Below are 19,824 nucleotides of genomic sequence, written 5' to 3' on the forward strand. Positions count from 1 at the left end.
GTTGCCCACGATCACCTTCGACGCCGCCGGGGTCGGCGTCGCTACACCGGCCGGCACCCGCGTCATCCTAGAGCCCACGACGCTGACGCTGACCGAGCAGCGCATCGGCGTCATCGGCGCCAACGGGTCCGGCAAGTCCACGCTCGCCCGCCTCGTCAACGGCCTCGTGGCCGCGACCACCGGCCGCGTGCTCGTCGACGGCGTCGACGTGGCTCGCCACGGCTCCGCCGTGCGCCGCACCGTCGGGTTCGTCTTCACCGACCCGGCCGCCCAGCTCGTGATGCCGACCTGCCTCGAGGACGTCGAGCTCTCGCTGCGCCGCCGCGAGAAGGACGCCCGCCGTCGACACCAGCTCGCGCTCGCGGTGCTGCAGCGCCACGACCTGGGCGACCACGCCGACGCCAGCGTGCACACGCTCTCGGGCGGCCAGAAGCAGCTGCTCGCCCTTGCCGGCGTCCTGGCGGTCGACCCGGCGATCGTCGTCGCCGACGAGCCCACCACCCTGCTCGACCTGGCCAACACCCGCCGCGTGGCGGACCTCCTCCTCGGGCTCGACCAGCAGCTCGTCCTGGTCACCCACGACCTCGACCTGGCCCGTCGTTGCGACCGCGTGCTGGTGGTCGAGGACGCGCGGGTCCGCTTCGACGGACCGGCGGAGGCCGCCGTCGACGACTACCTGGCCTCGGTCGCCCGATGAGCACGTCGTGAAGAGGACCGGATGAGCGGCGCCGGGCTCGTCGGCGTCTACCAACCGGGCACCAGCCTGCTGCACCGCCTGCCCGTGGGCGCCAAGCTCGGTGGTCTCGCGGCGTTCAGCCTCGCGATCGTGCTGGTGCGCAGCATGCCGGCGGCCTGGGTCTTCCTCGCGGCCGCACTCGGGCTGGCCCTCCTCGCCCGGATCCGGCTCATCACCCTGGCCCGGGCCGCCCGGACCGTGCTGCTGCTGGCGGTCTTCGTCGGCGCGCTGCAGTGGTGGTGGTACGGCCGCGACAAGGCGGTCGAGACCTTCGTGGACCTGGTGGCGCTGTCCGTGGCGGCCGTGGTCGTCTCGGCCACCACGCCGGTCAATGCGATGCTCGACGCCCTCATCCGCTGGATCGGGCCGCTGCGCCGTGTCGGCGTCGATCCCGACCGGGTCGCGCTCACGATCGGCCTCGCGATCCAGGCCCTGCCCGGCACGGTCGCCCTGGCGATCGAGACCCGCGACGCGGCCCGGGCCCGCGGCGTACGGCATCCGCGAGCGTTCCTCACGCCGTTCGTCATCCGCGTGGTCGCCCGGGCACACGAGACCGGCGACGCCCTCCACGCACGTGGCCTCGGGGACGACGACGGCATGACCTATTGATTTTCGATAGATAAGCAGCGATCCTCGATGCATGGATGCCTCGAAGGTCCCGCCGCTGCTCCTCGCCGTCCTCGTCGCGCTGCTCGGCGTGGGGGCGGCCGCGTACGGCGAGGCGGACGACGCGCCCGGCCTCGTGCTCATCGGCGGCGTCGTCGTGCTGGCCGCGCTGTGGCTCGGCGTGCGGGTCGTCCGCCGCTGAGCCCCGCGACTCGGGCCGGCAGCCGTCAGGCCGGGCCGTGCTCGGCGAGCCACGCGGTCGCGCGGCGCTTCGAGGCCCGCGCGAGCCAGGCGTCCTGGACGACCTCGGCGACCTCGTCCCGGGTGAGCTCGCCGAACCGGCTGGCGCGCAGCAGCACCGAGGGGTGTCCGTTGAAGTGCGGGGTCGTGAAGTAGGGCGTCGACTCGTCGAGCACCATCGCCTGCTTGTCGGCCTCGGACGGCACCCAGAGCACGATGACGTCGTCGTACCTCTCCCCGGTCTGCGGGTCGAACGCGTCGGGGCGCGGGGTGCGGAAGAAGACGAACGACTTCCGGCCGACCTGGTAGACCGGCCGCTCGGCCGTCGTGCCGTCGGCGATCTCGACGTGGGGCATCCCGAGGGCGATCTCGTGGACGTCCTGGACCCGCGCCTTCCGTGCTCTGCTCATCGCCGCGGCGTCACCCCGAGTAGGGCACCTCGGTCTGCCAGTCGGCCTCGACCTGGTGCGCGGCGTCCCACAGCACCTCGGCGACGCGGTCGGGGGTGAACGGGCCCTCCTGACCGAGGGTGCCGCGCACGGTCACCGACACCGCGCGGATGCCGTCGGGCTCGAGCGTGGCGTCGAGGCTGCGCACGAGGTTGCGTACGCCGGCCTTCTGCACGCCCAGCGACGCCGCCCGGTGCCACGGCCTGTCGGCGGCCATGCTGCCGGTGACGGTGATCCGGCCACCCGTCGTCATGAAGGGCCGCGCGGCCTGCACGCTCGTGAGCAGCGCGCCGACGCCGAGCGCGACGTCGGCGAGCAGCTCGTCGACCCCGAGCTCGAGCGGATCCTTCTCGCGGAAGGCGCTCGGGTTGAAGTGGAGCACGTCGATGCGGCCGGCGTGCTCCCCGAACCGGCGGATCGCGGCCGTCGCGGCGTCCCCGTCGGTGACGTCGGCGACGGCGTGCCCGACCGCGACACCGAGCTGCTGCAGCTCGCCGGCCAGCGAGGCGAGCTGCTCCTCGTCGATGCCGAGCAGCGCCACGTCATACCCCTCACGCGCGTAGCGGCGCGCCACCGACCCGCTGACCCCCGGACCTGCTCCCACGATCACCACGACCGGACGACTCATGGTGCCACCGTAGCCAGCGGCGCCGGCGGAGATGCGTCAGCTCGGCTGGTCGAGGAACCAGCGGTGCCCGAAGGGATCCCGGAAGACCGCGACGCGCCCGGCCGGCGGGCTGTCCTCCGGCCCCCGGTCGAGCGCGATCCCCCACGCCGTCACCCGTGCGCAGACGGCATCGACGTCGGCGACCGTCAGGTGCAGCGAGACCGCGGCACCACGGGCGGGGTCGGGAGCGGCGACGCCCGCCGACTCGAACTCGTCCGACATCATCCAGCCCGCACCGCCGACGGCCAGCTCGACGTGCCCGATGCGGCCGTCGTCCATCACGATCGGCTCGTGGGTGACCTCGGCGCCGAGCACCTCGACGTACCACTCGATCGCGGTCCGGGCGTCCGCGACGCAGAGGTACGGCGTCAGCTCGCTCACCACACGTCACCCTCACGCCAGTCGCAGGTGATCGGCGCGTCGAGGTCCAGGCGCTCGCCGCGCGCGTAGATGGCACCGTCGTCGTCGGGCGTGGGCACGACGCCGACGGTCGTCGCGACCGACGACGGGCCGCGCCAGCGGTCCCAGCCCCGGGCCTCGTAGAACGGCGCCCCGGCGTCCGAGGCGCTCAACGCGAGCAGGTCGTAGCCCGGCGCCAGCTCCTCGAGCGACTCCATGACCGCCGATCCGCGGCCGCGACGTCGTACGTCGTCGGCGACGGCCACCGCCTCGACGTACCCGCACCGCAGCCACCGGCCGTCGACCATGAGCCGGCGCAGCACCAGCGACCCGTGCGCGACCAGACGGCCGTCCTCGTGCACCAGGGCGTGGGTGCCGCCCAGCGCGTGGGACCAGTCGGCGTCGGTGAAGTCGCGGAACGACCCGGCGCACAGCTCGCGGGACTCGGCGAGGTCCCGCGGGCTCAGCTCGCCGGTGTGGCAGCGACGTACGGACATCCCGTTCACCATCCAGGTGCCTTCCGGTCGGCCCACGGCGCGGCCGACTCGACCTGCGCCGCGAGCGAGATCAACAGCTCCTCCTCGGCCGGCCGCGCGGCCAGCATGACACCGACCGGCAGGCCGCCGGGGGTCCAGTGCAGCGGGAGGGACACGGCGGGCATGCCGGTGACGTTCCACGCGGACGTCCATGGGGTGAACGCCTTCTGCGCCTCGAAGTCACGCTCGGGACGCTCGTCGTCGCGCATCGCGCCCACCGGCAGCGGCGGGGTGGCGAGCGTCGGGGTCAGCACGGCGTCGTACGGCGCGAGCGCGGTGAGCGCGGCCGCGGCGTGGCGGCGCATGGCGCCGATCGCGAGCCCGAACTCCGGTCCGCTGACCGCGCGGCCGCGCTCCGAGAGCCACCGCGTGAGCGGGCGGATCAGGTGCTCCCGCTCGGGCGGCACCACGGAGAGCGCGGTCAGCACCGCCCAGCAGACCTCGAAGACCGGCACCGCCTCGGCCGGCAGGGGCACGTCGACGTCCTCCACCTCGTGGCCGAGCGACTCGAGGAGCCGCGAGGCGTCCTCCCAGGCGCGCGCGCACTCGGGGTCGACCGGAGTGTCGGTGATGACTGGTGTGATGAAGCGAGCGACCCGCAGCCGCCCGGGGTCGCGGCCGCAGGAGGCCAGGAAGCTCTCGGAGGGAGGTGGCGCCCAGGAAGGATCCCCGACCCGACGACCGGCGAGCACGTCGAGCATCGCCGCCGCGTCGGCGACCGTCCGGGCGATCGACCCGGCCGTCGCCAAACCCACGGGGTCGCCGTACATCGGGTGACCGCTGATCCGCCCACGCGTGGGCTTGAGGCCGACCAGGCCGCAGCACGACGCCGGGATCCGGATGGAGCCACCACCGTCGGATCCCTGCGCCACCGGCACCAGACCCGCCGCCACGGCGGCCGCCGCGCCACCCGACGAGCCGCCCGCGGTGCGGGTGCGGTCCCACGGCGTGACCGCCGCAGGAGCGACGTCGGGCTCGGTGTAGCAGGGCGAGCCGAACTCGGGGGTGTTCGTCTTCCCGAGGCTCACCAGGCCCGCGGCCTCGATCGAGAGGGTCACGCCGTCGGAGACCTCCGGCACGAAGTCCGCGAACGCCGCGGAGCCGAACGTCGTGCGCACCCCGGCCGTCGGGTTGAGGTCCTTGATGGCGGTCGGCACGCCGAAGAGCGGGCCGGCGTCGTCGCCCGGGCCGAGCAGCCGGGCGCGCTCGCGAGCGAGGTCGGGGGTGAGCGTGACGAACGCGCCGACCGTGTCGGCCCCGGAGTCGAGACGGTCGGCGCGTTCGAGGTAGTGGTCGGTCAGCTCGAGCGGCGTCACCTCACGTCGACGCACCAGGGCGCCCTGCTCCAGCGCGGTCAGGTCATGGAGTGCGGCCACGACCCGACGCTAGTGGTCATCCCCGTTGATTCACCAGGGATCTACGCACCCAGCGCACGCACCTCGCTGCGTTGGCGACGCTCGGTAGACAACCCGGTATGCCGTCGCGCCGCCGCCTTGCGATGCACGCACGCTGAGCACGGATACCCCCGACGTATCAACGGGCACGACCACTAGCCGGGGCACGGAGACCGTGCACCCGTCAGGCGACGGCGACCTCGGTGTCGTGGTCGGCGAGCAGCCGGACGGCGTTGGTCAGCCGGGCCAGCACGTCGGGGTCAGTGAGCACGTCGACCTCGATCGCGGACTGGGAGATGGTGACGTCCTCGACGACGGTCGCTCCGGCGATCCGCGCGGAGCGGGCGGCGTCCTCGTGGGCCCACTTGCCGCCGTAGGGCGTCGGGGTCGCGCCGATCACGCCGAACGGCTTGCCGACCATCGCGCCGGCGCCGTAGGGGCGCGAGAGCCAGTCGATGGCGTTGTTCAGGACGGCGGGCATGGTGCCGTTGTACTCGGGGGTGACGGCCAGCACCCGGTCGGCGCGACGGACGCGCTCGCGCAGGGCGGCGGCCGCGGCCGGGATGCCGGTCTCGCTGTCGAGGTCCTCGTTGTAGAACGGGACCTCGCCGAGACCGTCGACGATGTCGACGGCGACGCCGTCGGGCGCCTGGGCGGCCAGCAGCTCCGCGAGCTTGCGGTTGACGGAGTCGGTGCGCAGGCTGCCGACGAGGACGGCGATCGTGGTGTCTGTCATGCGAGCCTAAACGGACCGCGGTCCGTTTCGTATTCCGGCGAGGCGGGGGATTTTCGCGAGCGCTGGGTCACACCGCTCACTAGTGTGGCCGCGACATGTCCGAGCCCGAGCTGCTGCCCCTCCTCGACTCCCTCCCGACGGAGCGCCGCGACGCGGCGCGCAACCGCGAGCTGCTGCTCGACGCGGCGCAGGGCCTCGTCGAGCGACACGGGCCGCACTCGGTGACGATGGACGCCGTGGCGGCGGCGGCCGGCGTCGGCAAGGGCACCGTCTTCCGGCGGTTCGAGTCCCGCGAGGGACTGATGGCGGCGGTCCTCAACCACTCCGAGACCGAGTGGCAGGCGCAGGTCATGTCCGGCGCGCCGCCGCTCGGGCCGGGCGCCGACCCGTGGGACCGCCTGCTGGCGTTCGGCAGGTCGCGGCTCGAGACGACGCTGCTGCACGCGGAGATGATCCGGGAGGCGGGTCGGGCCGGCATGCGCTCGTTCGCGGCGTACTCCTTCGTCGCGATGCACACGCGCTACCTGCTCGCCGAGCTCGGGGTGACCGGTGACCTGCCGATCCTCGCGACCGCGCTGCTCGCGCCCCTCGAGGCGCCGATCCTCGACCAGCAGGTGACGATCGAGGGCTTCCCGCTCGAGCGCGTCTACGCCGGCTGGGTCGACCTGGCGCGCCGGATCGTCGGCCGGGACGCCGACCCGCCCGAAAGTTTCTGACGGGTCAGCTTTGGTGATGGCGCCGCAGCCCGAACGTGACGCCGTCGACGAGCGCGCCCCACGACGCCTCGATGACGTTGGCGCCGACGCCGACGGTCAGCCAGGACGTCTCGCCGTCGCTGGTCTCGATCAGCACCCGGGTGATCGCGTCGGTGCCGTGGCCCTGGTCGAGGATGCGCACCTTGTAGTCGATGAGCTCGAACTTCGCGACCTCGGGGTAGGCCTGCTCGATCGCCGCTCGCAGCGCCTGGTCGAGCGCGTTGACGGGGCCGTTGCCCTCGCCGGTGACGACGTAGCGGACGCCGCCCGCGCGCAGCTTCACGGTCGCCTCCGACAGGGCGTCGCCGTGCGGCATCGTCTCGGTGATGACGCGCCACGACTCGACCTCGAAGTACGTCGGGCGCTGCCCCTCGACCTCCTCGATGAGCAGCAGCTCGAAGGACGCGTCTGCGGCCTCGAACGTGAAGCCGCGGTTCTCGAGCACCTTGACCCGGTCGGTGATCCGGGTGACCAGCTCGCGGTCGCCCGAGAGGTCGAAGCCGAGCTCGCGGCCCTTGAGCTCGATCGACGCGCGGCCCGCCATGTCGGAGACCAGCAGGCGCATGTCGTTGCCGACGCCGGCGGGGTCCATGTGCTGGTAGAGGTTCGGGTCGACCTTGATCGCGCTCGCGTGCAGGCCGGCCTTGTGCGTGAAGGCCGAGCTGCCGACGTAGGGCTGGCGCGACGCGGGCGGGAAGTTCGTGACCTCGGCGACCGCGTGGGCGATCCGGGTGGCCTCGCCGAGCAGCCCCTGCGGCAGCACCTGGCGGTCGAGCTTGAGCTCGAGGTTGGCGACGACCGCGACGAGATCGGCGTTGCCGGTGCGCTCGCCGTAGCCGTTGAGGCAGCCCTGCACGTGGGTGGCTCCGGCGTCGACGGCGGCGAGCGAGTTCGCGATCGCACAGCCGGTGTCGTTGTGGGCGTGGATGCCGACCCGTACGCCGGTCGACTCGACGACGTCGTGCACCGTGTCGGCCACCCAGCTCGGGAGCATGCCGCCGTTGGTGTCGCAGAGCGCGATGACCGCGGCGCCCGCGTCGTACGCCGTGCGCAGCACCTCGAGCGCGTAGTCGCGGTTGTCGCGGTAGCCGTTGAAGAAGTGCTCGGCGTCGAGGAACACCTCCTGCCCCTCGGCGCGCAGGTGCGCGACCGTGTCCCGGATCATCGCGAGGTTCTCCTCGAGCGTCGTGCGCAGGGCGAGCTCGACGTGCCGGTCGTGCGACTTCGCCACCAGCGTGACGACCGGGGCGCCGCTGTCGCGCAGTGCCGCGACCAGCGGGTCGTCGGCCGCCTTCACCCCGGCGCGGCGGGTCGCGCCGAAGGCCGCGAGCCTCGCGTGCCTGAGGTCGAGCTCCTGGGTGGCCCGGCGGAAGAACTCCGTGTCCTTGGGGTTCGCGCCCGGCCAGCCGCCCTCGATGTAGCCGACGCCGAGGCCGTCGAGCTGGCGCGCGATCGCGAGCTTGTCGGCGACCGTGAGGTTGAGCCCCTCCTGCTGCGCGCCGTCGCGCAGGGTGGTGTCGTAGACGTGGAACGCGCCGTGGAGGTCCATCGGGCTCTCTTCCGTGCTGGTCCGGGCAACAAAAAAACCTCTCGGGAACGAGAGGTTGGCGCGTCGGTCGCCCCGGGTCGTGGGGCGCGGCGACGCGCTAGGGAATGATGATCGGCTGGTGGTGCACGGGCTCATCGTGCCACGGTGCGCGGATCAGCGGCCAGGGATCTCGACATGCGGGCGGCCGCCGGCCGGGCTCCAGCTGGCCCCCGAGAGCTCGGCACGGAAGCCGAGGACGGCGACGGCCGCGACCACGACGACCAGCGCGACGACCCAGCGCCGCGGTCGCGCGGCCACCGGGTTGACGACGGCGCTCACCGGGCCGCGCAGGCGCGAGCCGCCCGGACCCCACCACAGCGAGCCGGCCAGCACCACGCCGCAGACGAACAGCGCGAGCTCGACCCCGGTCGCGACGGCGTAGCAGACCAGCGCGGCGGCCGCGGCCAGGCCGAGCGCCCACAGCCCGAGCAGGAGGGCGCCGGGGATCGACTGCACGAGGTGCCAGGGTGCCGCGACGAGCAGCTGCACGCCGTCGTACCACTTGCGACCGCGGTACTGCCGCCGCTGGTCGTGGGCCGACGCGGCCAGCGAGACGCTGCGCAGCAGCCAGGTGAGCAGCAGGAGGAGGCCGGCGGTGAGCCACGGGTACGCCGCGCAGCCGGCGCCCGCGGCCAGGGCGAGCCCGGCCAGCAGGGTGCCGCGACGCAGGCGCTCGGCGGGGCCGGGACGCGCCCGGCCCCACTGGTCGTCGACGAGCTCGGTGGCGCCCTCCGGGGGCAGGGCCAGCGTGTACGGCTCGGCCGACTCGTGGCCCGGCCACACGTCGGTCTCGTCGTCGGCCGCGGCCTGGGACGCCAGCGCGAGCGGGACGGTGTAGGGGTCGTGCTCGACCGCGGCGGGCGGCGCCACGGACGGCGCGTCGCGGCGGGTGGTGAGCGGCCGCAGCCAGGCGAGCAGGTCGGCCAGGGTCGGCCGGTTGCGGGGCTCCGGGTCGAGCGCGGCCGCGACGACGCCGCCGAGGTCGTCGGGCAGCCCGGCCAGGTCGAACTGGCCGCGGCGGACCCGGTCCATGATCGCCATCGAGGGGCCCCGGCCGAACGGCGGATGACCGGTGCCGGCGTACGCCACCGTCGCCGCCCAGGAGTGGACGTCGGACGCGGCGGTGGCGTCCTCGCCGTACAGGATCTCCGGCGCGAGATAGCCCGGTGTGCCGAGCAGCCATCCGGTGTGCGTGAGCTTCGGGTCGTCGGCGACCCGGGCCAGGCCGAAGTCGATGAGGATCGGGGTGCGCCCCTCCATCAGCACGTTCGAGGGCTTCACGTCGCGGTGCAGCACGCCGGCCGCGTGCACCGAGGCGAGTCCCTCGGCGAGGCAGCCCGCCAGCCAGTAGAGGTCGGGGCCGGTGATCGCGCCCTCGTCCACGACCAGGTCGTGCAGCGACGGCCCGGGCACGTAGCGGGTCGCGACGTACGGCACCGGCGCCCACGGGTCGGCGTCGACGATGCCGGCGACCCAGCGGCTGTGCACCCGCTGCAGCGAGCCGACCTCACGCTCCAGTCGCTGCCGGGCCTCGTCGTCGCCGACGATGTGCGGCCGGAGCACCTTGAGCGCGATCCGCTCGCCGTCGCCGCGCCGCGCCAGGTGGACCACGCCCATGCCGCCCTCGCCGAGCTTGGTCAGCAGCGTGTAGCCGCCGACGGTCGGGCGCTCGGCGGAGCCCGCGGCGCCGGCCGGCGAGGGGGTGGTCGTCACGGCCCGAGGTTACCTGTGACCGGCGCCGCACCCCGGGAGGACGGCACCCCCTTCAAACGCGAGTGGTCCAGCCCGTAAGGTAAGCCTAACCTTCACGTGTGTCCGGCATCCGCCGGCATGCTCCGCCGCCTCCCCGGGACCGCCCATGACCTCGACCGCGCCGACACCGGTGGTGTCCGCCGGGAAGCCGTCCGTGCTGCGGCGTGGATCGGTGCGCGGCCTGGTCGTGCTGGCCGTGCTGCTGGCGCTCGCCGGCCTTCTCAGCCTCGCCGTCGGCAGCCGCGCGATCCCGCTGGGCACCGTGATCGACGTCCTCTTCGACCCCGACGGGTCCGACGCGTCGACGATCATCCACGACCTGCGCATCCCCCGCACGATGCTGGCCATCGCCGTGGGCACCGCACTCGGGATCGCGGGCGCGCTGATGCAGGGCCACACCCGCAACCCGCTCGCGGACCCGGGGCTCCTCGGCGTGGAGGCCGGCGCGGCGTTCGCCGTCGTGATCGGGATCTACGCCTTCGACGTGCAGGACCTCACCGGGTACGCGTGGTTCTCGCTCATCGGCGCCGGCCTCGCCGCCGCGGCCGTCTTCGCCATCGGCTCCACCAAGGGCGGCCCCGACCCGGTGTCGCTGGTGCTCGCCGGCACGGCCGTCAGCGCGCTCCTCTTCGCGCTCACCCAGGTCGTCGTGCTCAGGGACATCGACACCCTCGACGCCTACCGGTTCTGGGCGGTCGGCTCGGTCGCCGGTCGCGGCATGGACGTCTTCTGGGAGGTGCTGCCCTTCATCGTCGTCGGCCTCGTGCTGGCGGCGACCAGCGCGTCGACGCTCAACCTGCTCCAGCTCGGCGACGACGTCGCCGTCTCCCTCGGGCTGCACCCGATGCGGCACAAGGCCATCGGCGTCCTCGGCGTGATGATGCTGACCGGTGCGGCGACCGCCGCGTGCGGCCCGATCGCGTTCGTCGGCCTGGTCGTCCCGCACGTCGCCCGCTTCTTCGCCGGCGTCGACTACCGCTGGGTGATCCCCTACTCCGGCCTCATCGGCGCCCTCCTGATCGTGGCCGCCGACGTGCTCGGGCGCGTCATCGTCCGGCCGGCCGAGCTGCAGGTCGGCATCGTGATGGCGCTGGTCGGCGGCCCCGTGTTCATCTACCTGGTCCGGCGTACCCGGATGGTGCGGATATGAGGACCCCATGACGGCGCAGCTGACGACCGAGACCGACACCCGACGCGTCTCCGCCGGCCTGAGCAGGCCGCTGCGGATCGGGCCCGCGTCCTGGCTGGTGCCGCTGCGTGCGGGGCTCGCGTGCCTCGTGGGCCTGGTCCTGCTGGCAGTGCTGGTCGCCCTCGACCTCGCGAAGGGCGACTTCGACGTGCCGGTCGCCGACGTCGTCCGCACCCTGCTCGGCGGTGGGGACCCCGGGCAGCAGTTCATCGTGAGGGAGCTGCGGCTCCCCCAGACCCTGGTCGCGATCCTCACCGGTGCCGCACTCGGCCTGTCCGGGGCGCTCTTCCAGACCTTCGCGCGCAACCCGCTGGCGAGCCCCGACATCCTCGGCGTCACCCGCGGCTCCGCCCTCGGCGCCGTCGCCGTGATCGTGCTCTCCGGCGCGTCCGGGTACGGCGGCGGGCTGATCACCGGACCTCTGCAGACGATGGGCGTCCCGCTGGCGGCGTTCGCGGGCGGCATGATCGCCGCGACGCTCCTCTACCTGCTCTCCTGGCGGAAGGGCATCGACGGCCAGCGCCTGGTCCTCGTCGGGGTCGGGCTCAGCGCCGCGCTCACCGCCGCGACGTCGTACCTCCTGGTGAAGGCGCGCATCGAGGACGCCGCAAGCGCACAGGTCTGGCTCAACGGCTCGCTCAACGCCCGCGGGTGGGAGCAGGCGTGGCCGCTGGTCTGGACGCTCGCGGTGCTCGTGCCGCTCGCCCTGCTGCTCGCCCGCTCGCTCAATGCGCTGCAGCTCGGCGACGACTCCGCGCGCGGACTGGGCGTGCGCCTCCAGACCACGCAGCTCTTCACGCTGATCGCCGCGGTCGGACTGGTCGCGGTCTCGGTCTCCGCGGTCGGACCGCTGGAGTTCGTCGCGTTCGTCGTCCCCCAGATCGCGCTCCGGCTCACGGGCGGCTCGCGGCCTCCGATGCTGGCGTCGATGATCTACGGCGCCTGCCTGGTCGTGGCGGCCGACTTCGTGACCCGCGTGCTGATCCCGTTCGCCCTCCCCGCCGGCCTGGTCACCGCGGCCATCGGCGCCCCCTACCTCATTTGGCTGCTGCTCCGCACCAACCGAAAGGTGTCAGCATGAGCACCCCACGAAATCGCGGGCTTCCCCCGCTCCGCTCCTCCAGCCCACGATTCCGAGGGGACCCCGCATGAACGCCCCTGCCCCTGCGCGGCTGCGCACCGAGGCCGTCACCGTCGGGTACGGCGAGGCCCCGGTCGTCCACTCGCTCTCGCTGACGGTCGCCGACGGGAAGGTCACCACGATCGTCGGGCCCAACGGGTGCGGCAAGTCGACGCTGCTGCGCACCATGTCGCGCCTCCTCAAGCCGTCCAGCGGCACCGTGCTGCTCGACGGCGAGCCGATCCAGGACATCCACACCCGCGAGGTCGCCTGCCGGATGGCGCTGCTGCCGCAGAGCCCGATCGCGCCGGAGGGCCTGCTGGTCCGCGACCTCGTCGGCCGGGGCCGGCACCCCCACCAGCGCTGGTTCAGCCAGTGGTCGCCCGAGGACGAGCGGATCGTCGACCTGGCGCTCGAGCTGACCGACACGACCGACCTGCGCGACCGGCCGCTCGATCAGCTCTCCGGGGGGCAGCGCCAGCGCGCCTGGATCGCGATGACGCTCGCGCAGGACACCGACCTGCTCCTGCTCGACGAGCCGACGACGTACCTCGACCTCGCCCACCAGGTGGAGGTCCTCGACCTCGTCTGCCGGCTCAACCGCGAACGCGGCCGCACGGTCGTCATGGTGCTCCACGACCTCAACCTGGCCGCGCGCTACAGCGACGTCATCGTCGTGATGAAGGACGGCGTGGTCGTCACCGAGGGCAACCCGGCCGAGGTGTTCACCCCCGCCATGCTCGCGCACACGTTCGGCCTCGACGCCGACGTGCTCCCGGACCCGCGCACCGGGCTCCCGATCATCGTGCCGATCTCGTCGGCCGACTCCCCCGTCACCCAGCAGAGAGAGCTCGCCCATGCTCCGCAGCCCTGACCCCTCCCGCCGGCGGCTCCTCGCCGCCACGGTCGCCGTCGCGGCGGGCGCGCTGCTCGCCGCCTGCGGCGGCGACGAGGGCGGCGGCGACACCGCCGCCGAGGGCAGCGCGACGCCGAGCCAGGGGCCCTGGAGCTACACCGACGACCTCGGCCAGACGATCGAGCTCGACGAGACACCGACGCGCATCGCGGCGTACGGCGACGCGGGCGCCGCGCTCTGGAACTTCGGCGTCACCCCGGTCGCGCTCTTCCACTACATGGACCCCGCCGACGACCCGACGTTCGAGGACCTCGACCTCTCCGAGACCGAGGTGATCGGCACGGCCTACGGCGAGATCAACCTCGAGGAGCTGGCCGCGCTGCAGCCGGACCTGATCGTCACGACGACGTTCGACGGCGACACGGCCGACGAGATGTACGGCTTCAAGGACGAGGCGCAGCTGGCGAAGATCAAGGAGATCGCCCCGGTCGTCGGCATCGAGCAGTCCGGCTCCGCCCTCGACGTCGTCGCGACCAACGAGGAGCTTGCGGCCTCGCTCGGCGTCGACACCGGCGAGGGCTCCGACGTCGCCGAGGACAGGGCGGAGTTCGAGGCCGCGTCGGCCGAGCTGACCGAGGCGGCGAGCTCCGGCCTCACGGTGCTGCCGATGTACGCCGAGGACGCCGGCCTCTACGTCCTCATCCCGCAGGACGACCCGATGATGAGCTACTTCCAGGACCTCGGCGTGCAGTTCGAGAAGACCGGCGGCAAGGACGACTACTACTGGGAGACGCTGAGCTGGGAGAACGCCGGCAAGTACGACGCGGACCTCGTCCTGAACTCCCAGCGCGGCTCCTACTCCACCGAGCAGCTCGAGGAGCAGCCGGTCTTCGGCAAGCTCGCCGCCGTCGAGGCCGGTCAGATCCACCCCTGGAAGTACAAGGCGATGGACTACGTGTCGCTGACGTCGTACATGGACGAGCTCACCGGGTGGCTCGAAACCGACGAGGACGTCGCCTCCTGACCTCGCACCACCCACCGCATGCGACAGGAGCCCGGCCCCGAGAGGGGCCGGGCTCCTGCTTTCCGTCCGTGGTGCTGTGGCGACGACCCCGGACAGGTCTCTGCGAGCGACCGCCGGTCAGTCCGTCACGGCCGGCGGCTCGGTCTTCGGGTCGCCGTCCGCCGCTGCCGCGAGCTGCGGGACGTAGCGGTCGAGGACGTAGGGGATGCTCAGCGGCGTCACGAAGCTGTGCGCGACGTAGTAGTTGCCGTCGTCCTCGCTGATGTCGACCCAGCGGCCCTCGTCGTGGGCCGGGGTGGCCTCGAAGAGCTTCCTGACCTGCGCATCCGCCGCGAGGTCGATCCACACGGCCACGCCCACGTCGGCGAGGTCGGAGGTCCGCTCGGCGCTCAGCGAGACGCCGAACTCACTGTCCTCGGCGCCGGTGATGAGCGGGTGCAGGGTGAAGCCGAGGTCGACGAGCATCCGGGACCGCGGGTCCTCCGGACCGTAGAGGAAGAGGCCTTCGTACGGCGTGACGACCCCGGCCGTCTGTCCCTCGAACTCCGGGTGGGCCGCCGCCTCCTCGGCGATGCGCTGCTTGACCGAGTCGATCAGCTCCTGGGCCGCCTGCGGCCTTCCGATCGCGGTGCCGAGCGTGAGCGCGGCCTCGTCCCACGGGGTGCCGTAGTCGGCGTACTCGCCGTTCTGGGCGACGATCGGGACCCCCATCGCGGAGAGCTTCTTGTACTCCTGCTCGGTCATGCCGGAGTACTGGCCGATGACCAGGTCGGGTGCGAGCGAGGCGACCTTCTCGATCTCGATGCCGTTGGTGTCGTTCAGCACGGTGGGCAGGTCGGCGTCACCGAGGTGCTCCTGCGCCCACGGGTAGACGCCCTGCAGCTCCTCGTCGCCGAACCAGTAGGTGATGCCGACCGGCACGACGCCGAGGGCCATCAACGCGTCCTGGTCGGTGAGGCCCACGCAGACCACGCGCTCCGGGGCCTTCTCGATCGTGGTCTCGCCGTACTTGTGCTTGATGGTGACCGGGTAGGCGCCCTCCTCGGGGCCGGTCGCGGAACCGGAGCCCGAGCTGCCGGAGCCGTCAGTGCCGTCGGTGCCGTCGGTGTCGCTGTCGCTGCCGCAGGCGGCGAGGACCGGCGCGACGGCCAGGACGGACACGCCGGCGAGGAAGCGGCGGCGGGTGGGATTCATCTCTCTCCTTGGTAGGTCCCGAGACATCGATGGGCGTGGTGCGCGGGCTCAGGCGGGGAACTCGCGCGGAGCCTCACCGGCGACGGCCTGCTCGAGCATCGGCGTCAGCCGCTCGAGCGCGTAGTCGAGGCTGAGCGGGGTGAGGAAGTACAGGGCGCCGGCGAGCGTGCCGTCGGTGTAGACGGAGCGGTTCTCGGTGACGGCCGGCAGCGTGTCGATCGTGCCGAAGTCCTGGAGGAAGTCGAACATGTCGGCGTCCTCGGTCGCGAAGACGACGACGTCGGCCTCGATGAGGGCGGTGTTCTCCGCAGAGATCTCGGCCTGCGACCCGATGTCGGGCGCGAAGCCCTCGAGGCCCTCGGTCATCGTGAAGCCCAGGTCGGTGAGGAAGCTCGTGCTCAGGCCGTCGGGGTAGACGTAGAGGATGCCGTCGTAGGGTCCGCCCTGCGAGAAGGTCGCGGTCTTGCCCTCCCACTCGGGGTGCGCGTCGCGGACCGCCTCGTATTTGCCCTCGACCTCGTCGACGAGCGCCTGGCCGTCGGCCTCGCGGCCCAGGGCGCGGGAGACCTGGAGCACCTGGTCCTGCCAGGGTGAGAAGTACGGCGTCGAGCCCTTCACGTTGGTGACCGTCGGCGCGATCGCGGACAGCAGCTCGTAGTCCTTCTTCGTCATGCCCGAGTTGGTGCCGATGATCAGGTCCGGCTCGAGGGCGGCCACCTTCTCGAACTCGATGCCGTCGGACTGGCTGAGCACCACCGGCTCGGCGTCGCCGAGCAGGTCCTGCGCCCACGGCCAGGTCGCGAACGGCTGCTCGCCGTACCACTCGGTGACGGCGACCGGCGTGACGCCGAGCTCGAGCAGGATGTCCTGCTCGGTCAGCCCGACGCTGACGACGCGCTCCGGCTCGGCCTCGATCACGGTCTCGCCGAGCCGGTGCTCGACGGTGACGGGGAAGGCGGAGTCGGACGAGGTCTCGTCCGCGCCGGAGGACGCGGGCTCGTCGTCGGACCCGGATCCTGAGCCGCAGGCGGCGAGGACGCCGAGGGAGAGCACGAGCGCCGCCGTGGCGGCGAGGGGACGCAGACGCATGTCGAGCCTCTCGGTTAGGTGAGCCTAACCTTAGGGCATCCGCCCGCGCCCTCGTCAGGGGGTCCGGCGCTCAGACGATGCGGTGCATCCAGCCGAAGGTGTCCTCGGCCCGGCCGTACTGGATGTCGACCAGGGCCCGGCGGATCCGCATCGTGAGGTCGTCGGACCGCGGGGCGGGGACCGAGCCGCCCTCCCACCTCAGCTCGCCGACCGGCGTGACCACGGCGGCGGTGCCGCAGGCGAAGATCTCGGTGATGCGGCCGCTGGCCACGCCCTCGCGCCACTCGTCGATGGAGAACCTGCGCTCCACGACCTGGTGGCCGAGCTTGCCGGCCAGCTCGATGATGCTCGAGCGGGTGATGCCCTCGAGGATGGTGCCGGTCTCGGGGGTGACGATCGTCCCGTCGTCGTGGACGAAGTACATGTTCATGCCGCCCAGCTCCTCGACGTACCTGCCCTCCTGCGCGTCGAGGAACACCACCTGGTCGCAGCCCTGCGCGATGGCCTCCTGCTGGGCGACCAACGAGGAGGCGTAGTTGCCGCCGGTCTTGGCCGCACCCATCCCGCCGCGGCCGGCGCGGGTGTACTCCTCGGTGAGCCACAGCGTGACGGGCTTGACGCCGCCCTTGAAGTAGGCGCCGGCCGGGCTCGCGATCACCATGAACGTGACGTGCTGGCTGGGCCGGACGCCGAGGAACTTCTCGGTCGCGATCATGAACGGCCGCAGGTAGAGACTCTTCTCGCCCGCCGGCTCCGGGACCCAGCGCTGGTCGAGCTCGACGAGCGCGTCGACCGCCTGCACGAAGTCCTCCACGTCGAGCACCGGGAACGCCAGGCGGTGGCTGGAGCGCACCATCCGCGCGGCGTTCTCCTCCGGCCGGAAGGACCAGATCGAGCCGTCCTCGTGTCGGTAGGCCTTCATCCCCTCGAAGGTCTCCTGCGCGTAGTGCAGCACGGCGGTCGCCGGGTCCAGCGTCAGCGGTCCGTAGGGCTCGATGCGCGCGCCGTGCCAGCCGGCCTCGGGGGTCCACTCGACCGTGAACATGTGGTCGGTGAAGTGCAGGCCGAAGCCGGGATTCGCGAGGATCTCGGCGAGCCGCTCCTCGGAGACAAGAGCGCTCGACGGGGTGGTGCTGATGTCCATGGGGGACAACTTAGTCGCCCTTCCTAGTAAATGAGACCGGCCGGGCACACGAACGTGTGCCCGGCCGTCGGTGGATGTCGACGAGGGCAGCCTCAGCGGGCTACTCGGGCGGCGATCGCGTCGCCGACCTCGGGAGTACGACGAGCCGCGCCGGGCGTGCGGGCGGCGAGGTCGTCGATGGCGGCGGTCTCGATGGCCGCGGCGGCGTCGGCGTGTCCGAGGTGGTCGAGCAGCAGGGACGCGGAGAGGATCGCGGCCGTGGGGTCGGCCTTCTGCTGGCCGGCGATGTCGGGGGCGGACCCGTGCACGGGCTCGAACATCGACGGGGCCGTCCGGTCGGGGTTGACGTTGCCGGAGGCCGCGAGGCCGATGCCACCGGTGATCGCGGCGGCCAGGTCGGTGATGATGTCGCCGAAGAGGTTGTCGGTGACGATCACGTCGAAGCGCGCCGGGTCGGTGGTCATGAAGATCATCGCGGCGTCGATGTGCATGTAGTCGGTCGTGACGTCGGGGTGCTCCGCGGCCACGGACTGGAAGATCCGCCACCACACCGAGCCGGCGTTGACGAGCACGTTGGTCTTGTGGACCAGCGTCAGCTTCCGGCGCGGTCGCCGCTGGGCCCGGGCGAAGGCGTCGCGCACGACGCGCTCGACGCCGAACGCCGTGTTGACCGAGACCTCGGTCGCGACCTCGTGCGGCGTACCGACGCGCAGGGCGCCGCCGTTGCCGGTGTAGGGACCCTCGGTCCCCTCGCGGACGACCACGAAGTCCACCTCGCCCGGATCGGCCAGGGGGCCGGCCACGCCCGGGAAGATCCGGGACGGCCGGAGGTTCACGTAGTGGTCGAGCTCGAACCTGAGTCGGAGCAGCAGGCCGCGCTCGAGGATGCCGGGCGGCAGGCCGGGGTCGTTGGGCTTCCCGCCGACCGCGCCGAGGAGGATGGCGTCGTGGTCACGGATCTCGTCGAGCACGGAGTCGGGCAGCACCTCGCCGGTGGCGAGGTAGCGCTCGGCGCCGAGGTCGTAGCGGGTCTGCTCGAACTTCACGCCGGTCGGGGCCGCGACCTCGAGCACCTTGAGCGCCTCGGTCGTCACCTCCTGACCGATGCCGTCGCCGGGGATGACGGCGAGACGGATCGTGCCAGCGGGTGCGTTCGAGTCAGTCGTCATGGGGCGAGAGGCTAGTTGTCGTCGGGGCGCTGGCCGCCGTTGTCCCGCAGGTCGAGCGACGCCTGGACGGCGGCGGCGACGTTCTCCTGGCTGCGGGGGTTGTCGGGGTCGTGCTGGGCCGGGCCCCACTCGGGGTACATGTCGTACATCGGTCCGCTCTCTCTCGTGACTTCGTGAAGGGTGTGTGGTGTTCCATCGGCTCGATGCACCTGGAACGAAGACCCTCCGAAGCGACGACCGGTTGTCGCTCGTGGATCGCACGAGGAAGAAGACCCAGCAAGGTGCGGATCGCGCTTGCCCGGACTCGGGCTCAGTGATGGGCGATCACGCCGCGGAGACGTCTTCGATCGAGATGCATCGAGAGACCGTCAACGCCGAACACCGCGGCGAGGTGGCCTCTCTTCAGGCCTCGCCGCGGCAGTCGATGAGTACGAAGACGCTCCGCATGGTCCGCCTACCGTACGGTGGCGTCGGTGGCCGCGTCAGCGAATTCCACAGAGTGTTCGCGATGCGAGACGCCCGTCCCGCAATGAAAGACTCACGATCATGAGTGCTCCCCCGGACCTCCCCGAGATCGTGTCCCGCGCGTTCGAGGTCTCCCGCAAGGCCGGGTACGTGTCGTTCTGCCGCAACGAGACCGGGCGCCTGCTCGCGACCCTCGCCGCCACCCGCGCCGGCACGATGGCCGAGTTCGGCACCGGCTGCGGGGTGGGCACGGCCTGGCTGCGGTCCGGCCTGCGCGGCGACGCCCGGATCCTCACCGCGGAGCTCGACGCGAAGCTGGCCGACGCCGCGGCCGAGATCTTCGTCGACGACCCGCAGGTCGAGGTCCGCTCCGCCGACTGGTCGACGCTGCTCGACCAGGGCCCGTTCTCCCTGCTCTTCCTCGACTCCGGCGAGCCGACCGAGGTGGGAGTCGACCGGGTCGCCGACCTCGTCGAGGAGGGCGGCCTCGTCGTGCTCGACGACTTCACCCCGTGCGAGATCTGGCCCCCGGTCACCTACGGCCGCGTCGACACCCTGCGGGAGCAGTGGCTCACCGACGAGCGCTTCACCGCCGTCGAGGTGATGGTCGCGCCGGATGCGTCCGTCGTGCTCGCGACGCGACGCTGAGGCGCCGGTGGTTTCGAGCTGGGTGGCGGCTTCGCTCGCCGATGCGTGGGGGGAAGGTATGCGGTGGT

The 19,824-nt window shown here is 72.4% G+C and carries 22 protein-coding genes; 9 read left to right on the forward strand and 13 right to left on the reverse strand.

Translation table 11 applies throughout. The annotated features are described in order from the left end of the window. Position 1: 1 nt before the first annotated feature. From PZ894_RS04895 to PZ894_RS04905, 3 genes are read left to right on the forward strand one after another with little or no spacing between them, the layout of a single operon-like run. On the forward strand, positions 2–697 hold the full coding sequence (locus tag PZ894_RS04895) for an ABC transporter ATP-binding protein (RefSeq protein WP_275742974.1): 696 nt from the start codon (positions 2–4) through the stop codon (positions 695–697). A 21-nt stretch (positions 698–718) separates the two neighbouring features. Next, complete coding sequence (locus tag PZ894_RS04900) at positions 719–1,345, forward strand: energy-coupling factor transporter transmembrane protein EcfT (protein ID WP_275742976.1); 627 nt, start codon at positions 719–721, stop codon at positions 1,343–1,345. Between the two features lie 31 nt (positions 1,346–1,376). Beyond that, positions 1,377–1,544 carry a hypothetical protein gene (locus PZ894_RS04905; RefSeq protein ID WP_275742979.1) on the forward strand — a complete coding sequence of 56 codons (168 nt, stop codon included), beginning with the start codon at positions 1,377–1,379 and terminating at the stop codon, positions 1,542–1,544. Between the two features lie 25 nt (positions 1,545–1,569). On the opposite strand, the gene PZ894_RS04910 is transcribed toward PZ894_RS04905, so the two are convergent. The 6 genes from PZ894_RS04910 to PZ894_RS04935 form a co-directional block, all read right to left on the reverse strand. After that, positions 1,570–1,992: a hypothetical protein gene (locus PZ894_RS04910; RefSeq protein ID WP_275742981.1), complete on the reverse strand. Its 423-nt coding sequence runs from the start codon at positions 1,990–1,992 to the stop codon at positions 1,570–1,572. Between the two features lie 10 nt (positions 1,993–2,002). Next, positions 2,003–2,659, reverse strand: coding sequence for an SDR family oxidoreductase (locus PZ894_RS04915; protein WP_275742983.1), 657 nt, complete (start codon positions 2,657–2,659; stop codon positions 2,003–2,005). Between the two features lie 36 nt (positions 2,660–2,695). Continuing rightward, a complete protein-coding gene (locus PZ894_RS04920) occupies positions 2,696–3,079 on the reverse strand; it encodes a VOC family protein (protein ID WP_275742984.1) in 384 nt (127 codons plus the stop codon). Continuing rightward, positions 3,076–3,594, reverse strand: a complete 519-nt coding sequence (locus PZ894_RS04925; RefSeq protein ID WP_275742987.1) for a GNAT family N-acetyltransferase — start codon at positions 3,592–3,594, stop codon at positions 3,076–3,078. Before PZ894_RS04925 ends, PZ894_RS04920 begins: the two co-directional genes overlap by 4 nt. 5 nt (positions 3,595–3,599) lie before the next feature. After that, a complete protein-coding gene (locus PZ894_RS04930) occupies positions 3,600–5,009 on the reverse strand; it encodes an amidase (RefSeq protein WP_275742989.1) in 1,410 nt (469 codons plus the stop codon). Positions 5,010–5,211: 202 nt separating this feature from the next. Continuing rightward, on the reverse strand, positions 5,212–5,763 hold the full coding sequence (locus PZ894_RS04935) for an NAD(P)H-dependent oxidoreductase (RefSeq protein WP_275742991.1): 552 nt from the start codon (positions 5,761–5,763) through the stop codon (positions 5,212–5,214). A 95-nt stretch (positions 5,764–5,858) separates the two neighbouring features. On the opposite strand from PZ894_RS04935, the gene PZ894_RS04940 reads away from it, so the two are divergent. After that, positions 5,859–6,479 (forward strand): TetR/AcrR family transcriptional regulator, encoded by a 621-nt coding sequence (locus PZ894_RS04940; protein WP_275742992.1) that lies wholly within the window; start codon positions 5,859–5,861, stop codon positions 6,477–6,479. A gap of 4 nt (positions 6,480–6,483) precedes the next feature. On the opposite strand, the gene cimA is transcribed toward PZ894_RS04940, so the two are convergent. Both cimA and PZ894_RS04950 read right to left on the reverse strand, forming a co-directional pair. Further along, positions 6,484–8,067: a citramalate synthase gene (gene cimA, locus PZ894_RS04945; protein ID WP_275742994.1), complete on the reverse strand. Its 1,584-nt coding sequence runs from the start codon at positions 8,065–8,067 to the stop codon at positions 6,484–6,486. 153 nt (positions 8,068–8,220) lie between these two features. Further along, positions 8,221–9,819 carry a serine/threonine-protein kinase gene (locus PZ894_RS04950; RefSeq protein ID WP_275742996.1) on the reverse strand — a complete coding sequence of 533 codons (1,599 nt, stop codon included), beginning with the start codon at positions 9,817–9,819 and terminating at the stop codon, positions 8,221–8,223. A 145-nt stretch (positions 9,820–9,964) separates the two neighbouring features. Here PZ894_RS04950 and PZ894_RS04955 point away from each other — a divergent pair, with 145 nt between their 5' ends. The 4 genes from PZ894_RS04955 (at position 9,965) to PZ894_RS04970 (ending at position 14,047) form a co-directional block, all read left to right on the forward strand. Beyond that, positions 9,965–11,008: an iron ABC transporter permease gene (locus tag PZ894_RS04955; RefSeq protein WP_275742998.1), complete on the forward strand. Its 1,044-nt coding sequence runs from the start codon at positions 9,965–9,967 to the stop codon at positions 11,006–11,008. Positions 11,009–11,015: 7 nt separating this feature from the next. Then, a complete protein-coding gene (locus PZ894_RS04960) occupies positions 11,016–12,128 on the forward strand; it encodes an iron chelate uptake ABC transporter family permease subunit (protein ID WP_275743000.1) in 1,113 nt (370 codons plus the stop codon). Between the two features lie 67 nt (positions 12,129–12,195). Further along, a complete protein-coding gene (locus PZ894_RS04965) occupies positions 12,196–13,041 on the forward strand; it encodes an ABC transporter ATP-binding protein (RefSeq protein ID WP_275743002.1) in 846 nt (281 codons plus the stop codon). Then, complete coding sequence (locus tag PZ894_RS04970; RefSeq protein WP_275743004.1) at positions 13,025–14,047, forward strand: ABC transporter substrate-binding protein; 1,023 nt, start codon at positions 13,025–13,027, stop codon at positions 14,045–14,047. The genes PZ894_RS04965 and PZ894_RS04970 overlap by 17 nt, the downstream gene beginning before the upstream one ends. Positions 14,048–14,164: 117 nt before the next feature. Here PZ894_RS04970 and PZ894_RS04975 read toward each other — a convergent pair whose 3' ends face one another. From PZ894_RS04975 to PZ894_RS04995, 5 genes are all read right to left on the reverse strand, one after another. Further along, positions 14,165–15,241: an ABC transporter substrate-binding protein gene (locus PZ894_RS04975; RefSeq protein WP_275743005.1), complete on the reverse strand. Its 1,077-nt coding sequence runs from the start codon at positions 15,239–15,241 to the stop codon at positions 14,165–14,167. A gap of 48 nt (positions 15,242–15,289) precedes the next feature. Then, entirely contained in the window at positions 15,290–16,330 is a 1,041-nt protein-coding gene (locus PZ894_RS04980) for an ABC transporter substrate-binding protein (RefSeq protein WP_275743007.1), read from the reverse strand. 70 nt (positions 16,331–16,400) lie between these two features. After that, positions 16,401–17,474: a branched-chain amino acid aminotransferase gene (locus PZ894_RS04985; protein ID WP_275743009.1), complete on the reverse strand. Its 1,074-nt coding sequence runs from the start codon at positions 17,472–17,474 to the stop codon at positions 16,401–16,403. Positions 17,475–17,566: 92 nt separating this feature from the next. Beyond that, positions 17,567–18,643 carry a 3-isopropylmalate dehydrogenase gene (locus PZ894_RS04990; protein ID WP_275743011.1) on the reverse strand — a complete coding sequence of 359 codons (1,077 nt, stop codon included), beginning with the start codon at positions 18,641–18,643 and terminating at the stop codon, positions 17,567–17,569. 11 nt (positions 18,644–18,654) lie between these two features. Continuing rightward, entirely contained in the window at positions 18,655–18,792 is a 138-nt protein-coding gene (locus PZ894_RS04995) for a hypothetical protein (protein WP_275743013.1), read from the reverse strand. Between the two features lie 397 nt (positions 18,793–19,189). Between PZ894_RS04995 and PZ894_RS05000 the strand changes: the two genes are divergently transcribed. After that, positions 19,190–19,756 carry a class I SAM-dependent methyltransferase gene (locus tag PZ894_RS05000; protein WP_275743015.1) on the forward strand — a complete coding sequence of 189 codons (567 nt, stop codon included), beginning with the start codon at positions 19,190–19,192 and terminating at the stop codon, positions 19,754–19,756. Positions 19,757–19,824: the final 68 nt, after the last annotated feature.

Origin of the sequence: Nocardioides sp. YIM 152315, assembly GCF_029210375.1 — a bacterium.
Taxonomy (GTDB): Bacteria; Actinomycetota; Actinomycetes; order Propionibacteriales; family Nocardioidaceae; genus Nocardioides.

Bases quoted from the DNA above. Each gene is read 5' to 3' on its own strand.
- PZ894_RS04905 (WP_275742979.1), top strand. From the start codon at position 1,377: ATGGATGCCTCGAAGGTCCCGCCGCTGCTCCTCGCCGTCCTCGTCGCG.
- PZ894_RS04955 (WP_275742998.1), top strand. From the start codon at position 9,965: ATGACCTCGACCGCGCCGACACCGGTGGTGTCCGCCGGGAAGCCGTCC.
- PZ894_RS04935 (WP_275742991.1), bottom strand. From the start codon at position 5,763: ATGACAGACACCACGATCGCCGTCCTCGTCGGCAGCCTGCGCACCGAC.
- PZ894_RS04900 (WP_275742976.1), top strand. From the start codon at position 719: ATGAGCGGCGCCGGGCTCGTCGGCGTCTACCAACCGGGCACCAGCCTG.
- cimA (WP_275742994.1), bottom strand. From the start codon at position 8,067: ATGGACCTCCACGGCGCGTTCCACGTCTACGACACCACCCTGCGCGAC.
- PZ894_RS04965 (WP_275743002.1), top strand. From the start codon at position 12,196: ATGAACGCCCCTGCCCCTGCGCGGCTGCGCACCGAGGCCGTCACCGTC.
- PZ894_RS04910 (WP_275742981.1), bottom strand. From the start codon at position 1,992: ATGAGCAGAGCACGGAAGGCGCGGGTCCAGGACGTCCACGAGATCGCC.
- PZ894_RS04925 (WP_275742987.1), bottom strand. From the start codon at position 3,594: ATGTCCGTACGTCGCTGCCACACCGGCGAGCTGAGCCCGCGGGACCTC.
- PZ894_RS04990 (WP_275743011.1), bottom strand. From the start codon at position 18,643: ATGACGACTGACTCGAACGCACCCGCTGGCACGATCCGTCTCGCCGTC.
- PZ894_RS04980 (WP_275743007.1), bottom strand. From the start codon at position 16,330: ATGCGTCTGCGTCCCCTCGCCGCCACGGCGGCGCTCGTGCTCTCCCTC.
- PZ894_RS04940 (WP_275742992.1), top strand. From the start codon at position 5,859: ATGTCCGAGCCCGAGCTGCTGCCCCTCCTCGACTCCCTCCCGACGGAG.
- PZ894_RS04915 (WP_275742983.1), bottom strand. From the start codon at position 2,659: ATGAGTCGTCCGGTCGTGGTGATCGTGGGAGCAGGTCCGGGGGTCAGC.
- PZ894_RS04975 (WP_275743005.1), bottom strand. From the start codon at position 15,241: ATGAATCCCACCCGCCGCCGCTTCCTCGCCGGCGTGTCCGTCCTGGCC.
- PZ894_RS04970 (WP_275743004.1), top strand. From the start codon at position 13,025: ATGCTCCGCAGCCCTGACCCCTCCCGCCGGCGGCTCCTCGCCGCCACG.
- PZ894_RS04960 (WP_275743000.1), top strand. From the start codon at position 11,016: ATGACGGCGCAGCTGACGACCGAGACCGACACCCGACGCGTCTCCGCC.
- PZ894_RS04985 (WP_275743009.1), bottom strand. From the start codon at position 17,474: ATGGACATCAGCACCACCCCGTCGAGCGCTCTTGTCTCCGAGGAGCGG.
- PZ894_RS04995 (WP_275743013.1), bottom strand. From the start codon at position 18,792: ATGTACGACATGTACCCCGAGTGGGGCCCGGCCCAGCACGACCCCGAC.
- PZ894_RS05000 (WP_275743015.1), top strand. From the start codon at position 19,190: ATGAGTGCTCCCCCGGACCTCCCCGAGATCGTGTCCCGCGCGTTCGAG.